The sequence below is a fragment of the Tenacibaculum sediminilitoris genome (assembly GCF_964513795.1).
Classification (GTDB): domain Bacteria; phylum Bacteroidota; class Bacteroidia; order Flavobacteriales; family Flavobacteriaceae; genus Polaribacter; species Polaribacter sediminilitoris.
Genome location: NZ_CAZEQR010000005.1, coordinates 38,028 through 55,794, shown reverse-complemented (window position 1 = coordinate 55,794; position 17,767 = coordinate 38,028). Strand labels below are relative to the sequence as shown.

Genomic DNA, 17,767 nt, shown 5'->3' with positions numbered 1-17,767 from the left:
CATGGATTTATTAGAAGCAATCATTCTTGGAATCATTCAAGGACTTACCGAGTTTTTACCTGTATCCTCTAGTGGTCATTTAGAAATAGCTAAGGTGTTATTTGGAGATACTTCTGTACCTCAAGAAAGCCTAACATTTACAGTGGTTTTACACGCTGCAACAGCACTAAGTACCATAGTAGTATTTAGAAAAGAAATTGCTGAAATTTTCAAAGGCCTTTTTCAGTTTAAATGGAATGAGGAAATGCAGTTTTCGGTAAAAATTATTCTTTCTATGATTCCTGCTGTAGTTATCGGTTTAGCTTTTGAAAAAGAATTAGAAAGCTTTTTTGGAGGAAAAATTTTATTAGTAGGATTCATGTTACTAGTTACTGCTGTGTTGCTTTTATTAGCTGACAAAGCTAAAAACACTAACAGAAGTGTTTCTTTTAAAAGTTCTGTAATTATAGGTATTTCTCAAGCAATTGCGATGTTACCTGGAATTTCACGTTCGGGAGCTACTATTTCAACATCTGTGTTATTAGGTGTAGACCGAACTAAAGCTGCTCGTTTTTCTTTTTTAATGGTAGTACCTCTAATTTTAGGAAAAGTAGCTAAAGATATTTTAAGTGGAGATATTAATTTTCAAAGCTCAGAAATAGTTCCATTATCAGCTGGTTTTATTGCTGCTTTCATCTCTGGATTATTAGCATGTACTTGGATGATAGCCTTAGTTAAAAAGAGTAAATTATCATACTTCTCATTATACTGTGCTATTGTAGGTTTAATTGCCATTGGCTATTCTTTATTTTTCTAGATGACAGCAGAAGATTATAAAAACGGACAGGTTTTATTGATTGATAAACCTTTAGAATGGACTTCTTTTCAAGTAGTGAATAAGCTACGTTGGCATATTCGTAAATGTTTTGATATTAAAAAAATTAAAGTAGGACATGCTGGAACTCTTGACCCGTTAGCAACTGGTTTGTTAATTATTTGTACTGGTAAACAAACCAAAAACATTAACGAATATCAAGGGCAAATAAAAGAATATACTGGTACGTTTGTTATTGGTGCTACTACGCCTAGCTACGATTTAGAAACCGAGATTAACGAGACGTTTCCTACAGAACACATAACAGAAGAATTACTACATAAAACTACAGAACAGTTTATTGGTAAAATTCAGCAAAAACCGCCTATTTTTTCTGCTATTAAAAAAGATGGAAAACGTTTATATGAATTAGCCCGCAAAGGTGAAACTACTGAAATTAAAGCTCGTGAAGTAGATGTTAACACCTTTGAAATTACCAAAATTGATTTACCTAAGGTAGAATTTAGAATCGTTTGTAGTAAAGGAACTTATATTCGATCTATTGCGAACGATTACGGAGAAGCGTTAAATTCTGGAGCATATTTATCTGTTTTAAGAAGAACTAAGATTGGAGACTTTTCTGTAGATAATGCGTTAAGTGTTGATGAGTTTGTAGAGAACTTATAAGAATCTACTATACCAACTTTCAGTAATAGGTACTTCCCAATAATTTTCTAATTCACCTTTTGTTTGTACTAAGTTATCAAAAACGATTGTTTTAGCTGATACAGACTTCTTTTTAAGCAACTTTTTAAATTCTTTGACGTCTTTGTACTGAATAAATTCTCCTTGCTTAAAACACACATTCATTTTATCTAATAACTCTACTTCGTACTCTTGTTGTAGTTGTAAAATAAACGCTACTTGCTCGTCAATATCTGCATTGGTTAACACTGAACCTTCTTCCGCAGAAAAAATAATGAAACGATTGTATTTCAGTTCAAAAGAAGCTTTGAAATCAGCTTTTTCAGACTTCCATACGTCTACAAAATCTTGTATCTTTTCTTTTAAATCGTCAATTTCTTGAGGATAAAACTTACGACTTGAAGGATATACCCAAACTTTGGCTTCTTCTGATAAACTACTGAATTCTACAAACATACTTTTTCATTATGGCCGCAAAGATACAGAAAACAAATCCCCTTTTTGACAAAAATAAAAAGGGGAATTTCTAGCTATTTAATATGTTTTATTACTGAAGCATTGACACTATATCTTCCTGCGTATTTTCTCCTTTGTTTTTATTGTACCAAACTTGCAAATCTGTTTTAAAATCAGCATCTAAACTACCATGCTTCCCTTTATATTCAACAACCATTTTAGTTGCTGTGGTAGGTCTTGGCCCCCAAGTATTAATAACTTCATTTTCTTGATTTAAGGCTATTAATTTTGGAATAGATCTTCCACCATTTGTTAAGAATTCATCCATCAATTCTAAGTTTTCATCTCGTAAAACTAGTTTTAAACTGATATTCGGGTTTTCTGCTGCAATTTTATTAATTACAGGTAAGTTTTGTGCTGCATCACCACACCACCCTTCAGTTAACACTAACCAAGTTTGCGGAACTTTTACGTCTTTAATTTTAGCAAGCGTTTCTTTAGTAAGTTTTACCGTTTTATCTAAACGCTTCATGCGCTTATCATTTAGCTTACTGTAGTTTAATAAATCATCTGATTGATTAGGCCCGGTAGATTTTCCTTGCACTAATAAATCACTTACTAAATCTTTATATTCATCGTAAGAGAATGCCTTTTCTAAGCTATTTTGAATAATTTTTTTCATCGTAAATGTATTGTTATTACAAAAGTATTTTATCTATAATGAATCTTAGGTAACCTAAGTTACAATTCACTATCAACTTGAATAACATAGACGAAAACATAAATACAACCTTACACTTCTGCCGATTCTTCTGCCTTAGCTTGTAAATTGGTAATAATATCTTTAGTCATAGAGGCTAAATCAAACTGATGCCTCCATCCCCAATCTTTTCTTGCAGCAGAATCATCAATTAACTGTGGCCAACTATCAGCAATTGCTTGTCTAAAATCTGGGTTGTACGTAATAGTAAATTCTGGAATGTATTTTTTTATTTCTGTGGCTATTTCAGCAGGTGTAAAGCTAATTGCTGCTAAGTTGTATGATGTTCTTATTTGAATACTTTTTTCATCTGCTTGCATTAACTGAATGGTTGCATTAATTGCATCATCCATATACATCATTGGTAAACGTGTGTTCTCTGATAAAAAACACTCAAATGTTCCTTTTTTCAACGCATCAAAGTAAATATCTACAGCATAATCGGTAGTTCCTCCACCTGGTAGAGTTTTCCAACTAATAATTCCTGGGTAACGAATGCTTCGTACATCTACTCCATATTTATCGTGGTAATAATTACACCAATGTTCTCCAGCTACTTTACTTATTCCGTAAACCGTAGAAGGTTCCATAATGGTTTGTTGTGGCGTATTCATTTTTGGTGATGTTGGTCCAAATGCTGCCATTGAACTTGGCCAGTATATCTTTTGAATATGTTTTTCTTTAGCTAGCTCTAACACGGCTAATAAGGAAGTCATATTCAAATCCCAACCTTTTAACGGATACTTTTCAGCGGTTGCTGATAACATAGCTGCCATTAAATATACTTGGGTTACTTTATATTTTTGAACAACACTTAAAATTTGCTCTTGGTTGGTAGCATCGATGATTTCAAAAGGTCCAGAACTCATCATTTCTGCATTTCCTTCTCTAATATCTGAAGCTATTACATTATCTGCTCCATAAATAGAGCGCAGTTTTTGGGTTAATTCTGTTCCTATTTGCCCGCAAGCTCCTAAAATTAATATCGTATCACTCATTTTTAATTATTCAAAAATATATGTTTGCAAAGTTATTAAATTTAAGATTTCGCAAAAAGTATTTATTCTTTTTTAACTATCTACAAAAGAGTTTGCTAATTTACTGATTTCAAATTTCTATTTTAATTCTACAAAGAATACCAAGTAAAATATGTACTTTTATCACTTAATTACTTTATTAAAATGAGTCGTTTTTTATTTGTTTTTGTTTTATTATTTTTTACAATTACTTCTTGCCAAAAAAAGAATGAGCAAAAAAAAGAGTTACCTACAAAAACTCAAATGAATGTTTCAATTAAACATACTGATTACTCCAAAGTAAACCAAAATTATATTGATAATATTAAACCTTGGAAAGAATATTTTATTGTTGAAGATTTTTTGCAAGAGTTGAAAAACACAACACCTATAGAAGCTCTAAATAATGCCTTAGAACTAAAAACCCTTACCAAACAATTGAAGGATAGTTTGAATATTGAAACACTTAAAACACCTGCTTTCAAAGCTCGTGTTAATGTTTTTGAAAATGAAACTTTACGGCTGGCTGACATGACTTTTATACCTTCTATTTCTGCTGACGAAATAAATAATCAAGTTGAAAAAATTATGGTAATTTTTGGAAGTGTTAATGATAAGATAAATACTGTTTATGCTAAGAAGAAATTTGATAGTGAAGTAAACCTAGATAGCTTATTTAAGAATCAATAGTTTTTAAGGCTTCGTATATTAAATTGCTTTCAAAACCTCTGTACAAAAGATAGTCTGCTATTTTCTTTTTTCGTTTGAAATGATTGGTTTCTGAAACTGATGCATTTTTTTTCTCTACCAATTCATAAAGAGTTTTTATATATGCCTCTTCGTCAATTTCTTTCAAAGCTGATTTTATATTATAAGCAGAAATATCTCTAAATTTCAATTCTCTAACGATTCGGTCTTTTCCCCATTTTTTTATTCTGAATTTCCCTCTTGCAAAACTTTTTGCAAAGCGTTCTTCATTCAGGAAATTATGCTCTAACAAGTGTAGTAAAATATGCTCTCTTGCTTCTGGAATTAAGCTATAATCTTTAAGTTTTTTCTCTACTTCTTTATGACATCGATCTTGATACACACAATATTGCTCAATCTTCCTCTTTATTTCTTCAACTGTAAAAACCGGTTTGTTCATAGCGCGAAAATATAAATTCTATTTCCATTGATTCAAAAAAGAAATTACCTTTTCTTTATAACTAGCTCCTATGGGAATTTCTGTTGAATTTATTTCAATATCGTTACTGGTAAAGGCTGATATTTTATTCGTATTGATAATATAAGATCTGTGAACTCTTAAAAAATTACTATTTAATTTTTCTTCAATATCACTTATTTTATACTTAGTAACAATACGTTTATCATTAACAACATTAACTTTTATATAGTCTTTTAAGCTCTCTATAAATAATATATCTCCAATAAAGATTTTGTGGTACTTACTTCCTGATTTCAATAACAAAAACTCTTCTGTGTTTTCACTTTCTTTAGTTATAGGTATATCACTCTGCTTTTTTGACCTTAAAAAACGATCTACTGCTTTAAAAAAACGCTCAAAAGTTATTGGTTTTAATAAGTAGTCTAGCACTTCCAAATCATAACTTTCAAGGGCGTAATCTCTATAAGCTGTTGTAAAAATTGTTTTTGGAGGGTTTTTAATTGTTTTTAAAAAGTCTATTCCTGTAATATTTGGCATTTTTATATCTAAAAACAATAAATCTACTTCTTGAGAACTTATAACCTCAAATGCTTTAAGTGCATTGTCACAGCTCCCCACTATTTCAAGTGCTGGTATTTTTGATATATGATTCTCTATTAATTCTCTTGCTAAAGGCTCATCATCAACCACTAAACATTTTACTTTCATCAACTATTTAATTTGAATAAATCTTTAAAACTACATTAAATTCATTTTTTTTATTCTCTGTTGTCAAGTTATATTGGTTTTGATAGATTAAATCTAATTGTTTTCTAACGTTTGACAAGCCTATACTCTCTTTTTTTAAGACATAATCTTTGGAAACCGTATTAGATATTTTAAACTTAAAGCTATCCTCTGAGCTTAAAAGCTCAATTTTAATTTCAGGCGACCCACTATCTTCTCCTGCACCGTGTTTAAAAGCATTTTCAACTAACGATAGCAATATCAATGGTGGTATCTTGATATCTTTTTCTACATTATTTATCAAGGAAACTTTTAAACGTGAGTCATACCTTAGTTTTTCTAACTCTATATAATTTTCTATTAATTTAATTTCATTAGAAAGTAATACAAACTTGGTATTGCACCTATACAATACATAATCTAACATTTCTGACAGTTTACCTATTGAGGTTGGTGTTTTTGGCGAGTTACTCAAAGACAAACTATAAATATTGTTAAGGGTATTGAATAAGAAATGTGGGTTTAATTGTGCTTTTAATGTTTTTAATTCTGCTTCTGTTTTTTCTTTTTCAAATACCAGTTCTTTTTCTTTAACTCTCTTATAATCCAAAAAATATTTTACTGAAAGAAAGACCAACGTTGTTAAATACATATTGGGAATATAACCAAACAACAACTTTTTCCAATCGGTTAAAATCTCCAAAAGAGGCTCTTGTGTAAACATTCCTTTCCTTATTAATGTTTCCCCAACATGTACAACCAAGGTTCTATTAAACGCTGCAAATAAATATGTTCCTAGTAAAAACAAAACAACGGTCATTACATATTTTTTCTTCAATAAAAACTTTGGAATAACATAATAGGCTAAAAAGTAGGAAGTAATTATCTTGGGAATCATATGACACATAGACATTACAAAAGTTCCTAAAAAAGTAAACTCTTCTTGGTATATAAGTGAGTCTTTAGGAAAGTCTAAAACAAGAAACACACACCAAAATAGTACGTGTTGTAACACCCTACTCTCTGAAAAAAACTTAATAACTGCTTCTCTTGTAATCATAGTTTGTAAATATATAAATACCTTGAGTACTTATAACTCCAAATCGACAAACTTAGCTTTTCACCCCCTGAACAAAACCTTTCTTCCCCTTAAATTCTTCACCTATTGAATAGTTCTTTATACGTCGATTATTTGTAGTGTTTTATCTATTACAACAAACCCGCATGTCTTTTAAATTCATCTTTGCTGCATAATTCAAATATTAAGTAATAATGAAAAAGTCTTTATTTATTCTACTACTATTTATTTCTATTCAGCTATCTGCTCAAATAACACTTACAGGTAAAGTTGTAGAAAGAAACACCAAACAACCTTTAGAGTTTGCTACTATTATTTTAACCAACCCAAATACAAATGAAGTTGTTGCTGGAGAATCTACTAATAGCCATGGAGAATTTTTAATGAATATTAAAAAAGGCCAATATAATATTAAAGTGGAGTTTATAGGTTTTAAAAATTATTCAATGAATAATGTTTCGCTAACCAAAAACCAATCACTTCAAACTATTCTTCTTCAAGAAGACTTACAAGCCTTAGATGAAGTAGAAATTACAGTCGAAAAATCTACCACGGAGTACAAACTAGATAAACGTGTATTCAATGTTGGTAAAGATTTAGTTTCTAAAGGTGGTTCTGTTAATGATGTTTTAAATAACGTTCCGTCAGTAAGTGTAGATATTGAAGGAGGTATAAGCTTACGAGGCAATCCGAATGTTCGTATTTTAATTAACGGGAAGCCTTCTGTTTTAACAGCAAACAACGGCTTAGAATCAATTCCTTCTGAAAACATAGAAAAGGTTGAAGTAGTTACCAACCCTTCCGCTAAGTACGATGCTAGTGGAACTGCCGGAATCATCAATATCATTTTAAAGAAAAATAAAAACGGTGGTTTTGGTAGCTCTCTACAATTAACCACAGGAATTCCTGACAATCATAGCATCAACTACAATATGAACTACAAAAAAGAGAAATTTAATTTATTTTCTAATATTGGGTATCGTTATATGTCTTTCGATGGAAATGGTTATTTGAACAGAACTAACCTCGATAATGGGACAGTAACCTCTTATTCTAACAGAGTAACTAATACTACTAGAAGCCGTAGTACTTTTAACCTTTATTTTGGAAGTGATTATTACATTAATGATAAAAACACTCTTACTCTAAGTTACTACCATAGAAACAATACAAGTAAAAACAATGTTGATTATACCTTTAACTTTTTAGACAGCACACAACAAACAGATAGCATTCTTACTACACAAGAATCATATAAAGAACCTCAGAAAGCAAATCAAATTGAATTAAATTACGTAAAAACATTTACTAAAAAAGGACAGAAATTTACCGCTAACTTTCAATACGATTTTTGGAATGATGACGAAAATGAATTAGTTAAAGAGCAACAACAATTCCCTACGACCTCAGCTGTAAATATTTTACGAAGTAGAGACATAGAAAGTAGTAAAGATTTTTTATTCCAAACTGATTTTAAACTACCTATCTCAGAAAAATCACATGTAGAAATGGGGATAAAAGGAGAAATTAGAAATATTGATAGTGATTATAAAGTTTGGGATAATGCTGTTATAATTGATAGTTTAAATAACTTATTAAAATATAATGAACGTATTTATGGAGCCTATGTTCAATACGGAAATAAAAAAAACAAACTACAATATTTATTAGGTTTACGTACTGAGCATGCTAATACTGGAAGTACCGACAGAAACAATCAATTTAAAACTAGTAAAAAGTATACTGATTTATTTCCTACTGCCCATTTTACATACAGCTTTAATCAAGCTACTAATTTGCAATTAAGTTATAGTAGAAGAATTAGACGTCCTAGTTTTTGGCACTTAAACCCTTTCGGTGGAATTTCTGACCGTAGAAACATACGCGTAGGTAACCCAGATTTAAACCCTATGTACACGAATTCTTTCGAGTTAGGCTTATTAAAGAGGTGGAGCAAATTCACCTTAAATCCATCAATTTATTACCAACGAACTACCAATGTATTTGAAACTTTGGTATCAACAAATTCTTTTGGAGCTTTAATATCCAAACCTATCAACTCAGGAATAGAGGAAAGATTAGGAGCTGAGTTAGCTGTTCAATATTCTCCTTATAAATGGTGGAGATTATCAAGTGAGTTTAACTACTATTCTTTTAATCAGAGAGGAATATATACTGTTGATGACAACACATGGTCTACTCGTTTAAACTCTAGAATGAAGTTTTCAAGATTAACTATTCAATCTAGCTTAAATTATCTTGGAGAGAGACAAAGCGGGCAAATTTTTACTGAAGCTCAGTATAGAGCTAACATAGGTGTGAGCAAAGATTTTTGGAACGACAAGGCCACACTTACTTTAAACGTGAACAATATTTTTGACTCTAGGGTGAGTAAACAGCTAATTACTGGTGAAAATTACACCGCAACAAGGTATAACAAACCTATTGGTAGATACACTTCTGTAACTTTTACTTATCGATTTAACAGAACAAAAAAAGACAAAGATCGATTACCTGATTAACTTTTTGTTCTACACAATTAAAAAAGGGTTAAAAGTAAATTACTTTTAACCCTTTTTACAGTTAACTAAAAATCAATTATAAAACGCTACGTAACCACATTTTGAACTTAGTGATTAAGTAGAATAATATCGGCACTACAATTAATGTTAAGAAGGTTGCTATGAATAATCCGTAAATAACAGTCCATGCTAATGGGCCCCAGAAAATTACATTGTCCCCTCCTACATATATATGCGGATTTAACTCACTAGCTAAGGTGAAAAAATTAATATTTAGCCCTGTTGCTAATGGAATTAACCCTAAAATGGTTGTGATTGCCGTTAATAATACTGGTCGTAAACGTGCTTTACCTCCTCTAATAATGGCTTCACTAAGCGTATTTATATCTACAAACTCATCTGTTGATAGCCCATATGCTGCTTTTTTACGGTCTATAAGTAGCTGTGTATAATCTAGCAGTACTACTCCATTATTTACCACAATTCCTGCAAGGGAAATAATCCCCATCATAGTCATCATAATTACGAATGGTTTTGCTGTAATGATTAACCCTCCAAATACACCTATTAAACTTAAAAAGATAGCTAGCATGATAATTGCTGGCTTAGAAACAGAGTTAAACTGGAAAATTAAAATCAAGAAAATTAATCCTAATCCGCCAAAAAATGCTTTCATTAAGAATGCCATTTGCTTCTCTTGTTCTTCAATCTGCCCTGTGTAATCCACTTTTACTGAATCTGGTTTTTCAGTAAACATTTTCATTTCATTTTGAATTTTTGATACAATGGCTGCAGCATCTGTATACCCTGGAGCTAAAGCTGAATATACCGTTACCACTCTTTTTACATCTTTATGCTTAATAGCACTAAACCCTGAGGTATTTGTTTGTTTTGCTACTGCAGATACAGGAATTTCTTTAATGGTACCTGAAGACATATCTCTAAAAGTAATTTTTTGATTGAAAATTGCACTTTTATTATATCTGTTTTCTTTGTTAAAGCGAACGTAGATATCATAATCATCACCATCTTCTTTATAAACTCCTGCTTTCGAACCAAAAATAGCATTACGCAACTGGCTTCCAACTTGCGAAGAACTCACTCCTAATTCTCCAGCTTTTTTACGATCAACATTTACCAACATTGATGGTTTAGATTTGTTTACATCAATCTTTAACTCATCAATACCTGCAATACTTTTTGAATTGATAAAGTCCCTCATCTTTTCAGCAGTATTAATTAACTCTGCATAATCATTTCCTTCTAATTCGATATTAATAGGATATCCTGCTGGTGGACCTACCGCTTCTTTTTCAACTGAAATTTCTAACCCTGGATAAATTCCACGTAAAGCTTCGGTTACCTTCTTTTGTAACTCTTTACTATCTGCTCCTCTACGATATTTGTATTCACGCATGGAAGCAGTAATTTTTCCTTTATGAGGCATTTCCGCAGTTGAACCTCCATCTGTTTGTGGGTTTCCTGATCCTGCTCCTACTTGTGAAACGGCACTTTCTACTAAGAAATTATAACCGTTATCAACATATTCTGGTGAGTTTAATACTTTATATACACGCTCTTCCAAATCTTTCATTATCAGATTTGTCTTTTCAATATCAGTTCCTTGAGGATACTCGATATACACAATAATCTGGTTTGGTGTGTTGTCTGGGAAAAACTCAACTTTAGTACGTTGACTTCCTATTGAGGCTCCAAAACCTCCAAAAGCAATAAATAACAAGACTAAAGTACCTAAAGAAATAATGTATGGTCTCCATCCTCTTAAGGCTGCTCTCAACATTCTTTCATAAAAACGTTCCCAACGCGGTAATACTGTATTTTGAAAACGATTTGCCCATGGACGTAAAGCTAATCGGTAAATCCACAACATAATAGCTGTAAAAATCATTACCGTTCCCAATGCTTTGTACGTTCCTCCTAATAGCGCAATTAGCAAACCTATAATTGCCATAGTAGCCGATAAGATAATAATACGTCTTAAAGGCATGTTTTTATCTTCAACACTCATAAACTGCGATACTAGCACAGAGTTAAAAAATATTGCCACAAATAATGATGAACCTAATACTACAGATAATGTTACAGGGAAATAAATCATAAACTGTCCCATGGTTCCTGGCCACATTCCTAATGGAATAAATGCTGCTACTGTTGTTGCTGTAGAGATAATAATTGGAAATGCAATTTCTCCAATTCCCTTTTTAGCAGCTTCAATTCTAGGCATACCTTCATCCATTAAACGATATACATTTTCAACTACTACGATTCCGTTATCTACCAACATTCCTAGTCCCATAATTAACCCGAAAAGAATCATGGTGTTCATGGTATATCCTAGCCAACTCAATATCATTAATGACATGAACATTGACATAGGAATGGCAAATCCAACAAATAAGGCGTTTTTGAACCCTAAGAAGAACATTAATACTAATACTACTAGGATAACCCCAAAGATGATATTATTTACCAAATCATCTACCTGACCAATAGTTTTTGAAGATTGATCGTTAGCGACGGTTACTTTTAAATTACTTGGAAATATATTGGCTTTGGTATCTTCTACTATTTTCTGAATTTTTTCAGCAGCCTCTACCATGTTTTTTCCTGAACGTTTTTTAACATCCAGCATAACTACTGCTTCTCCAAACTCACGTGCATAGGTAGTTTTATCTTTATCTTTAAAAGAAACCTTTGCTATGTCTTTAAGGTAAATTGAGTTTCCTCTTTCTGATTTTACAACAAAGTCTTGTAACTCTTTCGGGTCTTCAATTTCTCCTAAAATTCTAACAGTACGTCGCTGTCCACTAGCAATTAAATTACCTGCCGACATTGTTAAGTTGCCTCCGTTAATTGCGTTAATTACATCTTGGAAACTTACTTGTGCTGCCATCATTTTGTAAATATCAACAGCTACCTCAACTTCTTTTTCTTCTGCTCCACGAATATCTACTTTTTTAATTTCTTGTAAATCTTCTATTTCATCTTCTAAATACTCCCCAAATTCTTTTAATTTATCTACTGGATAATCTCCAGAAATGTTGATGTTTAAAATTGGCATTTCTTCAGAAATACTTAGCTCAAAAACATTCGGTTCTACTTTAGCTCCATTAAACGTGGGCCAATCTTCTCCAGACGTTTCTTGATCTATTTCATCTTTTATCTTTTGTTTAGCTTGATCTACTGATATGTTTTCGTCAAACTCAACTACTACCATCGAATAATCCTCCTGCGATGTAGACGTAATTTCTACTACATTACTTACCGTTTTAAGTCTATCTTCTAACGGATCGGTAATTAATTTCTCGATATCTTCAGCTGTATTTCCTGGATACAGAGAACTTATATAAATTTTGGTTTCTCTAATTTCTGGGAAATTTTCTCTTGGCATACTTAAAAAGGCAGAAATACCTGTTATAAGTATCATAACCATCATTACGTAGATGGTTGTTTTATTATTTATTGCCCAAGAAGACAAACCAAACTCTTTATCTACTTGTTTTTTTTGTTTTTTATCAGTCATTAGACTTTAGTTTTTAGTCGTTAGTGTTTTTAAGATACTTTTGGAGACTGCTTATCATCTTTGATAATTCTTCTAATCTTTCTCTTAAATTATTTTCTTCTTCTATTGAAATATACTTTTTGATTTTTAGCGATTGCTACACAAACCACACATTCTTTAACAGAACCTAATGCTATTTGCAAAAATCTAGAAAATTGCGGGTTTGTATCTCCTGAGCCTTCTGCAATATTTAATGCAACAGAAGTGGCTGCCCTTATGAATTGTGACGTTAATCGATAGTTTTCTTCTTTTGGAAACGTATTGCTAACTTTATAAACAATATCTACAAAATCAAGTGATTTTTGATACATTTTTAAATTTTCGAACTGGAATTTAATTTCTTTCATTCTACCGACCAAAAAACTATTGACTAACAGCTAACACCTTAACCTCCTGTCCATTTTTTACACTACGAGCTCCTTCTTTTATAATTTTTGTCCCGCTTTCAATTCCGCTTAAAACTTCAATAATATCTTCTTGTGTTTTCCCTGTAGTTATAATTGTTTGTTTAGCAGTTCCCACCTGATCTTTTATATCTTCTACCACATACACATATTGCTCACCATTTGCGTTTTCTGAAATAATACTTTGCGGAATTAAAATTGCTTTTTCATTAGAATAATCATTGATTTTTAATTTAGCTGTTAAATTAGGCTTAATCTTACCTTCATGGTTAGGCACTCCTACTTCTACCTTAAACGTTCTATTTGCTGGGTTAATAAAGTTGCCTGCTTGACGAATTTTAGAAGTTAATTTCTCTCCTAATACAGGAAACTCAACCTCTACATTTTTTCCTTTTTTAATAGATGTAATATAACTTTCAGGTACATCTGTTTCGATATACATGTTTTTTAGGTTTACAATTCTAAAAACTTCCGATCCCATTCCTGGTGCTACTACAGTTCCTTGCTCTTTTATTACGTCATCAATCACTCCTGAAAAAGGTGCTGTAATTACCGATTTTGCCAACTGTCTTCTTAATTGACTAACCGCATTGGTTTGTGCTTCATAATTTGTTTTTGCTTGTAAAAACTGAATTTCAGACCCTATTTTTTGATCCCACAAACGCTTTTGACGCTTATATGTCGTTTCTGCTAATGCAGCTTGTGCCTCTATTTGAGCTAATTGATTTGCTAAACCTCCATCGTCAATTTTTGCTAAGGTTTGTCCTTTTTTAACATACTGACCTTCTTTCACGTAAATACGTACTAGAAGCCCTGGCATTTCTGGGTAGATTAATACATTTTGCTTTGTTTGTACTGCTCCCTGTAATTCTAAATAGTGATTAAAAGCTTCTTCCTTTGCTGAAAGAACTGTAATTAATGGAATTTTTTTGTTTGTATCTAATTCAGAAATTTTATCATTTAAAATTTTAATTTCATCAGATAGTGTTTGCATTTGTGTATCTAACGATGCTTTTTTCTCTCTAATTTTGGCTAAATCGTTAGATGCTATTACGTCTTGTACAGACTTCTCTTTTTTACCTCCACATGAGGCTAAAAGCAATGTAATTAAGAATAGTGAATATATTTTTCTCATTATAGTTGATTTTATTTTAGTGGTATGTTTAATGCGTTTTCTAATTGTGCCTTTTTAGCTATTACGTTCAACATTGATTGTACATAATTGTTCTGTTGTGTATATAACTGGTTTTGTGCTTGTAGTAAATCGAAGCTTGAAGAGATTCCTTCAAAAAACTTTACTTGTTGCTTTTTTTCTATTCGTTCAGCTAACGCTAAATTTTTCTTAGCTGTTTCGTAGTTTTCAATTCCTAATTGATACTCACTTTTAGCTCTTTCTACTTGTAAGTTTAACTTTTGCTTTGCTTCTTCTAATCGAATATCTGCATTTTCTAATGCTATTTTTGCTTGTGCTGTTCTTGAACTTCTTCCCAAACTACTGAAAATAGGTACATTTAAACTCACCCCAAATAATGAATAGTCAAACCATTTTTGATTGCTGTCTAAGAAATTAAAATCGTCTGAGTTGGCATTAGCTCCGTAATTGATAAATGTTGATAGGCTAGGTAATGCCTTACTTTGCTCTAACTTCATTAATAAGCGCTTACTTTCTCTATCGTTTTGAGCTATTTTAAAATCAATATGATTATCAATATTAAATTGAGCAGCTAATAAGCTTAAATCGGTATTGTCAACAACCAAATTATCTAAGGTGGAGGTTAAGGTTAATTGTGTTTTAATTGTATTTCCTAGTGAAACATTTAACATTTGATATGCAATTTCTTTTAATCGTTCAGCATTTCTTAAGTTGCTTTCAACGTTTCCTAAAGTAATTTGCAATTGTTCTACGTTTTCTAACTCTGTCAACCCATTATCGTAGGTTTTTTGAGTTTCATTCAAGTTTTTCTCTAATATTTTTTTGTTATTCTCTAAAATCTCAATTGATTTTTCAGTAACCAATACATTTCCGTAAGCATTGATAACAGCTTCACGTGTTGCTAATTCTGTTTTTTCTTTTGCCTGTTCTGATATTTTCAAATATGTTTTTGCCGATTGTAGCCCTACTAAATAAGAACCATCGAACAACAACTGAGTTAAAGTTACCGATGCATTCATTGTTTGTTTTGTTCCAAATCGTAAAGGAATAAAACCTGTTGGTGTTGTTACTTCTTTTCCATTTCTTACAGCACCATCAAAATATTCTTCTACAATATCTATTGTACTTTGGGTATTATCAAAAGCTGCAACTGGTAATAAAGACACTTGTTGTTTTATCCAGTTTTGATAATCAACTTTTCCATTAATTTGTGGTAAACCTATTGTAGTTGTTTCCCATTTTCTCTTTTTGGCTGCCTCTATATTATTTAAAGAGACTTTATTTTCGTAACTGTTTTTTATAGCATAATCAATCGCTTCTTGCATTGATAAACTCATTTCTTTTTCTTGTTCTTGGGCGGTAATACTCCCTATAAAAAAGAACACAAATACACTGTATATGTATTTCCTCATTGTTTTTAGTTTAGATTTATGTTTTTTAATTGTTTTTCTAATTCTTTTACTCCCTTTTCTGTAGCAATAGCTCTTATATGATATTCTAAAATTTCATACTCCATCTGCATAACTTCTTGCATGTCGTTACTGTATAATTCACTTTCAAACACCCCAAAGACCAATGTGAAATAAAAGTTTACTAAAAGATCACTCTTTATTTCTGCTCTATATAATCCTTGGTTAACGCCTTTTTCTAAATTATCTATATTACAATCTCTAAACATGCACACCTCTCTTTCTGCTAGCTTTGTATAGGTTTCTGGATAGTACTTTTTTAACTGATACATAGGAGACGTTTTTGCATTCTTAAACATTTCTTTAAAAATTGCTTTTACTGCAAACTCTTCTTCTACCGCATTGTAATTTTGACTTTTAACCTTGTCAATAGCTTCACTTATTGTATTATGAACCGCCTCAGTACTCGCATCAACTAAAGCCGTTTTGTTAGGAAAGTACTTGTATAATGTCTTTTTTGACACACCAAGCTCTTTCGCTATATCATCCATCGTTGCGCTTTTAAACCCTAGGGTTAAAAACATCTCACCTGCCTTATCTATAATTTTATCTTTCACAATTGCTTGCAAAAGTACAACAGGAAACTCTAGAAACAAAAAAAGTTTCCTAAGTTTTAATCTTTTTTACCATTCCTTTATAATTAAAAATTATGTTTACCGTATTTTTACAAAAATTTTTAGATTTGGACATATTATTATATCAATCAGACTTTATATCTTATTTAGAATCTCAAAAGGTTTCGAGAGAGCCTAAAAATCTTTATGAACCGATAGAATACATCCTACAATTAGGAGGTAAAAGAATTCGACCAATGTTAACTTTAATTGCTGCTGATGTTTTTTCAAACGATTATCAAAGAGCATTACCTGCTGCATTGGCTGTTGAAGTTTTTCATAATTTTACTTTAGTACACGATGATATTATGGATGATGCTCCTTTGAGAAGAGGAAAGGAAACTGTACATGAAAAGTGGAATATAAATACGGGGATTTTATCTGGTGATGCAATGCTTATTTTAGCCTATCAATATTTTGAAAACTATGAATCTACTGTTTTTCAGAAGCTAGCTAAGTTATTTAGCAAAACAGCCCTTGAAGTTTGTGACGGTCAACAGTTAGATGTAGATTTCGAAACTAGAAATGATGTAACCATTGATGAATATATTAAGATGATTACATTAAAAACATCCGTTTTAGTTGCTGCGGCTTTAAAAATGGGGGCAATTGTAGCAAAAGCTGATGAAGAACAAGCACAACATTTATATGACTATGGTCTAAACTTAGGTATTGCTTTTCAGTTACAAGATGATTACTTGGATACTTTTGGTGATTCTAAATCTTTTGGAAAACAAGTTGGTGGCGATATTATTGAAAATAAAAAAACATTCCTTTATTTAAAAGCTTTAGAGCTAGCTAATAATACCGACAAAGAAAATTTATTACGCCTTTATAACGAAAAACAAAAAAATAATACTGAGAAAATAGCTACTGTTTCTAACATTTTTAAAGAAAATAACATTCCTCAAGAAACACACAAACTTATTGAGTATTATACAAATAAGTCATTTGAAAGCCTCGAGCACCTTACTATTACTAGTAAACAAAAAGAGGGCTTACGTGTTTTTGGTAAAAATTTAATGAGCAGAAAAGTTTAAAAAAAAGCTTTTTATTTGAAAAATTATTTTATTTTTGCAGTCCAAATTTAAAGGGTCCTATAGCTCAGTTGGTTAGAGCACCTGACTCATAATCAGGTGGTCCATGGTTCGAGTCCATGTGGGACCACTTTAAAAACTCATAATCAATAGATTATGAGTTTTTTTTTCAAACAGGGGGACAATCAGGGGCTCTTTTTTTATAACTAAGTTAATATTTCCTATTAATTATTTTTTTCTAGTTACATTTGTTTGAGAATTCTTTTTACTATTAAGTAGGCTA

The 17,767-nt window shown here is 31.4% G+C and carries 16 protein-coding genes and 1 tRNA gene; 6 read left to right on the top strand and 11 right to left on the bottom strand.

The window, feature by feature from the left end; translation table 11 throughout:
* Position 1: 1 nt before the first annotated feature.
* On the top strand, positions 2 to 796 hold the full coding sequence (locus tag ACKTSW_RS02370; RefSeq protein ID WP_408023672.1) for an undecaprenyl-diphosphate phosphatase: 795 nt from the start codon (positions 2 to 4) through the stop codon (positions 794 to 796).
* Entirely contained in the window at positions 797 to 1,480 is a 684-nt protein-coding gene (truB, locus tag ACKTSW_RS02365) for a tRNA pseudouridine(55) synthase TruB (RefSeq protein WP_408023671.1), read from the top strand. It begins immediately after the preceding gene.
* Here truB and ACKTSW_RS02360 read toward each other — a convergent pair.
* From ACKTSW_RS02360 to ACKTSW_RS02350, 3 genes are all read right to left on the bottom strand, one after another.
* The gene (locus tag ACKTSW_RS02360; protein WP_408023670.1) at positions 1,475 to 1,954 is read right to left on the bottom strand and encodes an ABC transporter ATPase; all 480 of its coding nucleotides are present in this window, start codon (positions 1,952 to 1,954) and stop codon (positions 1,475 to 1,477) included. The two genes, truB and ACKTSW_RS02360, sit on opposite strands and share 6 nt — an antisense overlap.
* A 91-nt stretch (positions 1,955 to 2,045) precedes the next feature.
* The gene (locus ACKTSW_RS02355) at positions 2,046 to 2,636 is read right to left on the bottom strand and encodes a thioredoxin family protein (RefSeq protein ID WP_408023669.1); all 591 of its coding nucleotides are present in this window, start codon (positions 2,634 to 2,636) and stop codon (positions 2,046 to 2,048) included.
* Positions 2,637 to 2,746: 110 nt separating this feature from the next.
* Positions 2,747 to 3,712 (bottom strand): NAD-dependent epimerase/dehydratase family protein, encoded by a 966-nt coding sequence (locus ACKTSW_RS02350; RefSeq protein WP_408023668.1) that lies wholly within the window; start codon positions 3,710 to 3,712, stop codon positions 2,747 to 2,749.
* A gap of 183 nt (positions 3,713 to 3,895) precedes the next feature.
* On the opposite strand from ACKTSW_RS02350, the gene ACKTSW_RS02345 reads away from it, so the two are divergent.
* The gene (locus ACKTSW_RS02345) at positions 3,896 to 4,420 is read left to right on the top strand and encodes a hypothetical protein (RefSeq protein WP_408023667.1); all 525 of its coding nucleotides are present in this window, start codon (positions 3,896 to 3,898) and stop codon (positions 4,418 to 4,420) included.
* Here the strand turns inward: ACKTSW_RS02345 and ACKTSW_RS02340 are convergent.
* The 3 genes from ACKTSW_RS02340 to ACKTSW_RS02330 are packed head-to-tail and all read right to left on the bottom strand — an operon-like array spanning position 4,407 to position 6,684.
* Positions 4,407 to 4,877, bottom strand: a complete 471-nt coding sequence (locus ACKTSW_RS02340) for a regulatory protein RecX (RefSeq protein WP_408023666.1) — start codon at positions 4,875 to 4,877, stop codon at positions 4,407 to 4,409. The genes ACKTSW_RS02345 and ACKTSW_RS02340 overlap by 14 nt on opposite strands.
* 18 nt (positions 4,878 to 4,895) lie before the next feature.
* Positions 4,896 to 5,606: a LytR/AlgR family response regulator transcription factor gene (locus ACKTSW_RS02335; protein ID WP_408023665.1), complete on the bottom strand. Its 711-nt coding sequence runs from the start codon at positions 5,604 to 5,606 to the stop codon at positions 4,896 to 4,898.
* A gap of 7 nt (positions 5,607 to 5,613) precedes the next feature.
* The gene (locus ACKTSW_RS02330; protein WP_408023664.1) at positions 5,614 to 6,684 is read right to left on the bottom strand and encodes a sensor histidine kinase; all 1,071 of its coding nucleotides are present in this window, start codon (positions 6,682 to 6,684) and stop codon (positions 5,614 to 5,616) included.
* Positions 6,685 to 6,896: 212 nt separating this feature from the next.
* Between ACKTSW_RS02330 and ACKTSW_RS02325 the strand changes: the two genes are divergently transcribed.
* Positions 6,897 to 9,224, top strand: coding sequence for a TonB-dependent receptor domain-containing protein (locus tag ACKTSW_RS02325; RefSeq protein WP_408023663.1), 2,328 nt, complete (start codon positions 6,897 to 6,899; stop codon positions 9,222 to 9,224).
* A 76-nt stretch (positions 9,225 to 9,300) separates the two neighbouring features.
* On the opposite strand, the gene ACKTSW_RS02320 is transcribed toward ACKTSW_RS02325, so the two are convergent.
* The 5 genes from ACKTSW_RS02320 to ACKTSW_RS02300 form a co-directional block, all read right to left on the bottom strand.
* Positions 9,301 to 12,768: an efflux RND transporter permease subunit gene (locus ACKTSW_RS02320; RefSeq protein WP_408023662.1), complete on the bottom strand. Its 3,468-nt coding sequence runs from the start codon at positions 12,766 to 12,768 to the stop codon at positions 9,301 to 9,303.
* An 89-nt stretch (positions 12,769 to 12,857) separates the two neighbouring features.
* The gene (locus tag ACKTSW_RS02315; RefSeq protein ID WP_408023661.1) at positions 12,858 to 13,118 is read right to left on the bottom strand and encodes a four helix bundle protein; all 261 of its coding nucleotides are present in this window, start codon (positions 13,116 to 13,118) and stop codon (positions 12,858 to 12,860) included.
* 52 nt (positions 13,119 to 13,170) lie between these two features.
* On the bottom strand, positions 13,171 to 14,346 hold the full coding sequence (locus tag ACKTSW_RS02310) for an efflux RND transporter periplasmic adaptor subunit (protein ID WP_408023660.1): 1,176 nt from the start codon (positions 14,344 to 14,346) through the stop codon (positions 13,171 to 13,173).
* Between the two features lie 11 nt (positions 14,347 to 14,357).
* Complete coding sequence (locus ACKTSW_RS02305; protein WP_408023659.1) at positions 14,358 to 15,776, bottom strand: TolC family protein; 1,419 nt, start codon at positions 15,774 to 15,776, stop codon at positions 14,358 to 14,360.
* 5 nt (positions 15,777 to 15,781) lie between these two features.
* Positions 15,782 to 16,390, bottom strand: a complete 609-nt coding sequence (locus tag ACKTSW_RS02300) for a TetR/AcrR family transcriptional regulator (RefSeq protein ID WP_408023658.1) — start codon at positions 16,388 to 16,390, stop codon at positions 15,782 to 15,784.
* 125 nt (positions 16,391 to 16,515) lie between these two features.
* Here ACKTSW_RS02300 and ACKTSW_RS02295 point away from each other — a divergent pair, with 125 nt between their 5' ends.
* Together ACKTSW_RS02295 and ACKTSW_RS02290 are read left to right on the top strand one after the other, a co-directional pair.
* A complete protein-coding gene (locus tag ACKTSW_RS02295; RefSeq protein WP_408023657.1) occupies positions 16,516 to 17,487 on the top strand; it encodes a polyprenyl synthetase family protein in 972 nt (323 codons plus the stop codon).
* A 53-nt stretch (positions 17,488 to 17,540) separates the two neighbouring features.
* Positions 17,541 to 17,614, top strand: a tRNA-Ile gene (locus ACKTSW_RS02290).
* Positions 17,615 to 17,767: the final 153 nt, after the last annotated feature.

Excerpts from the sequence above, each read along its gene's own strand:
- ACKTSW_RS02325 (WP_408023663.1), top strand. The coding sequence starts at position 6,897 with ATGAAAAAGTCTTTATTTATTCTACTACTATTTATTTCTATTCAGCTA.
- ACKTSW_RS02345 (WP_408023667.1), top strand. The coding sequence starts at position 3,896 with ATGAGTCGTTTTTTATTTGTTTTTGTTTTATTATTTTTTACAATTACT.
- ACKTSW_RS02370 (WP_408023672.1), top strand. The coding sequence starts at position 2 with ATGGATTTATTAGAAGCAATCATTCTTGGAATCATTCAAGGACTTACC.
- ACKTSW_RS02355 (WP_408023669.1), bottom strand. The coding sequence starts at position 2,636 with ATGAAAAAAATTATTCAAAATAGCTTAGAAAAGGCATTCTCTTACGAT.
- truB (WP_408023671.1), top strand. The coding sequence starts at position 797 with ATGACAGCAGAAGATTATAAAAACGGACAGGTTTTATTGATTGATAAA.
- ACKTSW_RS02350 (WP_408023668.1), bottom strand. The coding sequence starts at position 3,712 with ATGAGTGATACGATATTAATTTTAGGAGCTTGCGGGCAAATAGGAACA.
- ACKTSW_RS02315 (WP_408023661.1), bottom strand. The coding sequence starts at position 13,118 with ATGTATCAAAAATCACTTGATTTTGTAGATATTGTTTATAAAGTTAGC.
- ACKTSW_RS02360 (WP_408023670.1), bottom strand. The coding sequence starts at position 1,954 with ATGTTTGTAGAATTCAGTAGTTTATCAGAAGAAGCCAAAGTTTGGGTA.
- ACKTSW_RS02305 (WP_408023659.1), bottom strand. The coding sequence starts at position 15,776 with ATGAGGAAATACATATACAGTGTATTTGTGTTCTTTTTTATAGGGAGT.
- ACKTSW_RS02310 (WP_408023660.1), bottom strand. The coding sequence starts at position 14,346 with ATGAGAAAAATATATTCACTATTCTTAATTACATTGCTTTTAGCCTCA.
- ACKTSW_RS02335 (WP_408023665.1), bottom strand. The coding sequence starts at position 5,606 with ATGAAAGTAAAATGTTTAGTGGTTGATGATGAGCCTTTAGCAAGAGAA.
- ACKTSW_RS02320 (WP_408023662.1), bottom strand. The coding sequence starts at position 12,768 with ATGACTGATAAAAAACAAAAAAAACAAGTAGATAAAGAGTTTGGTTTG.
- ACKTSW_RS02340 (WP_408023666.1), bottom strand. The coding sequence starts at position 4,877 with ATGAACAAACCGGTTTTTACAGTTGAAGAAATAAAGAGGAAGATTGAG.
- ACKTSW_RS02330 (WP_408023664.1), bottom strand. The coding sequence starts at position 6,684 with ATGATTACAAGAGAAGCAGTTATTAAGTTTTTTTCAGAGAGTAGGGTG.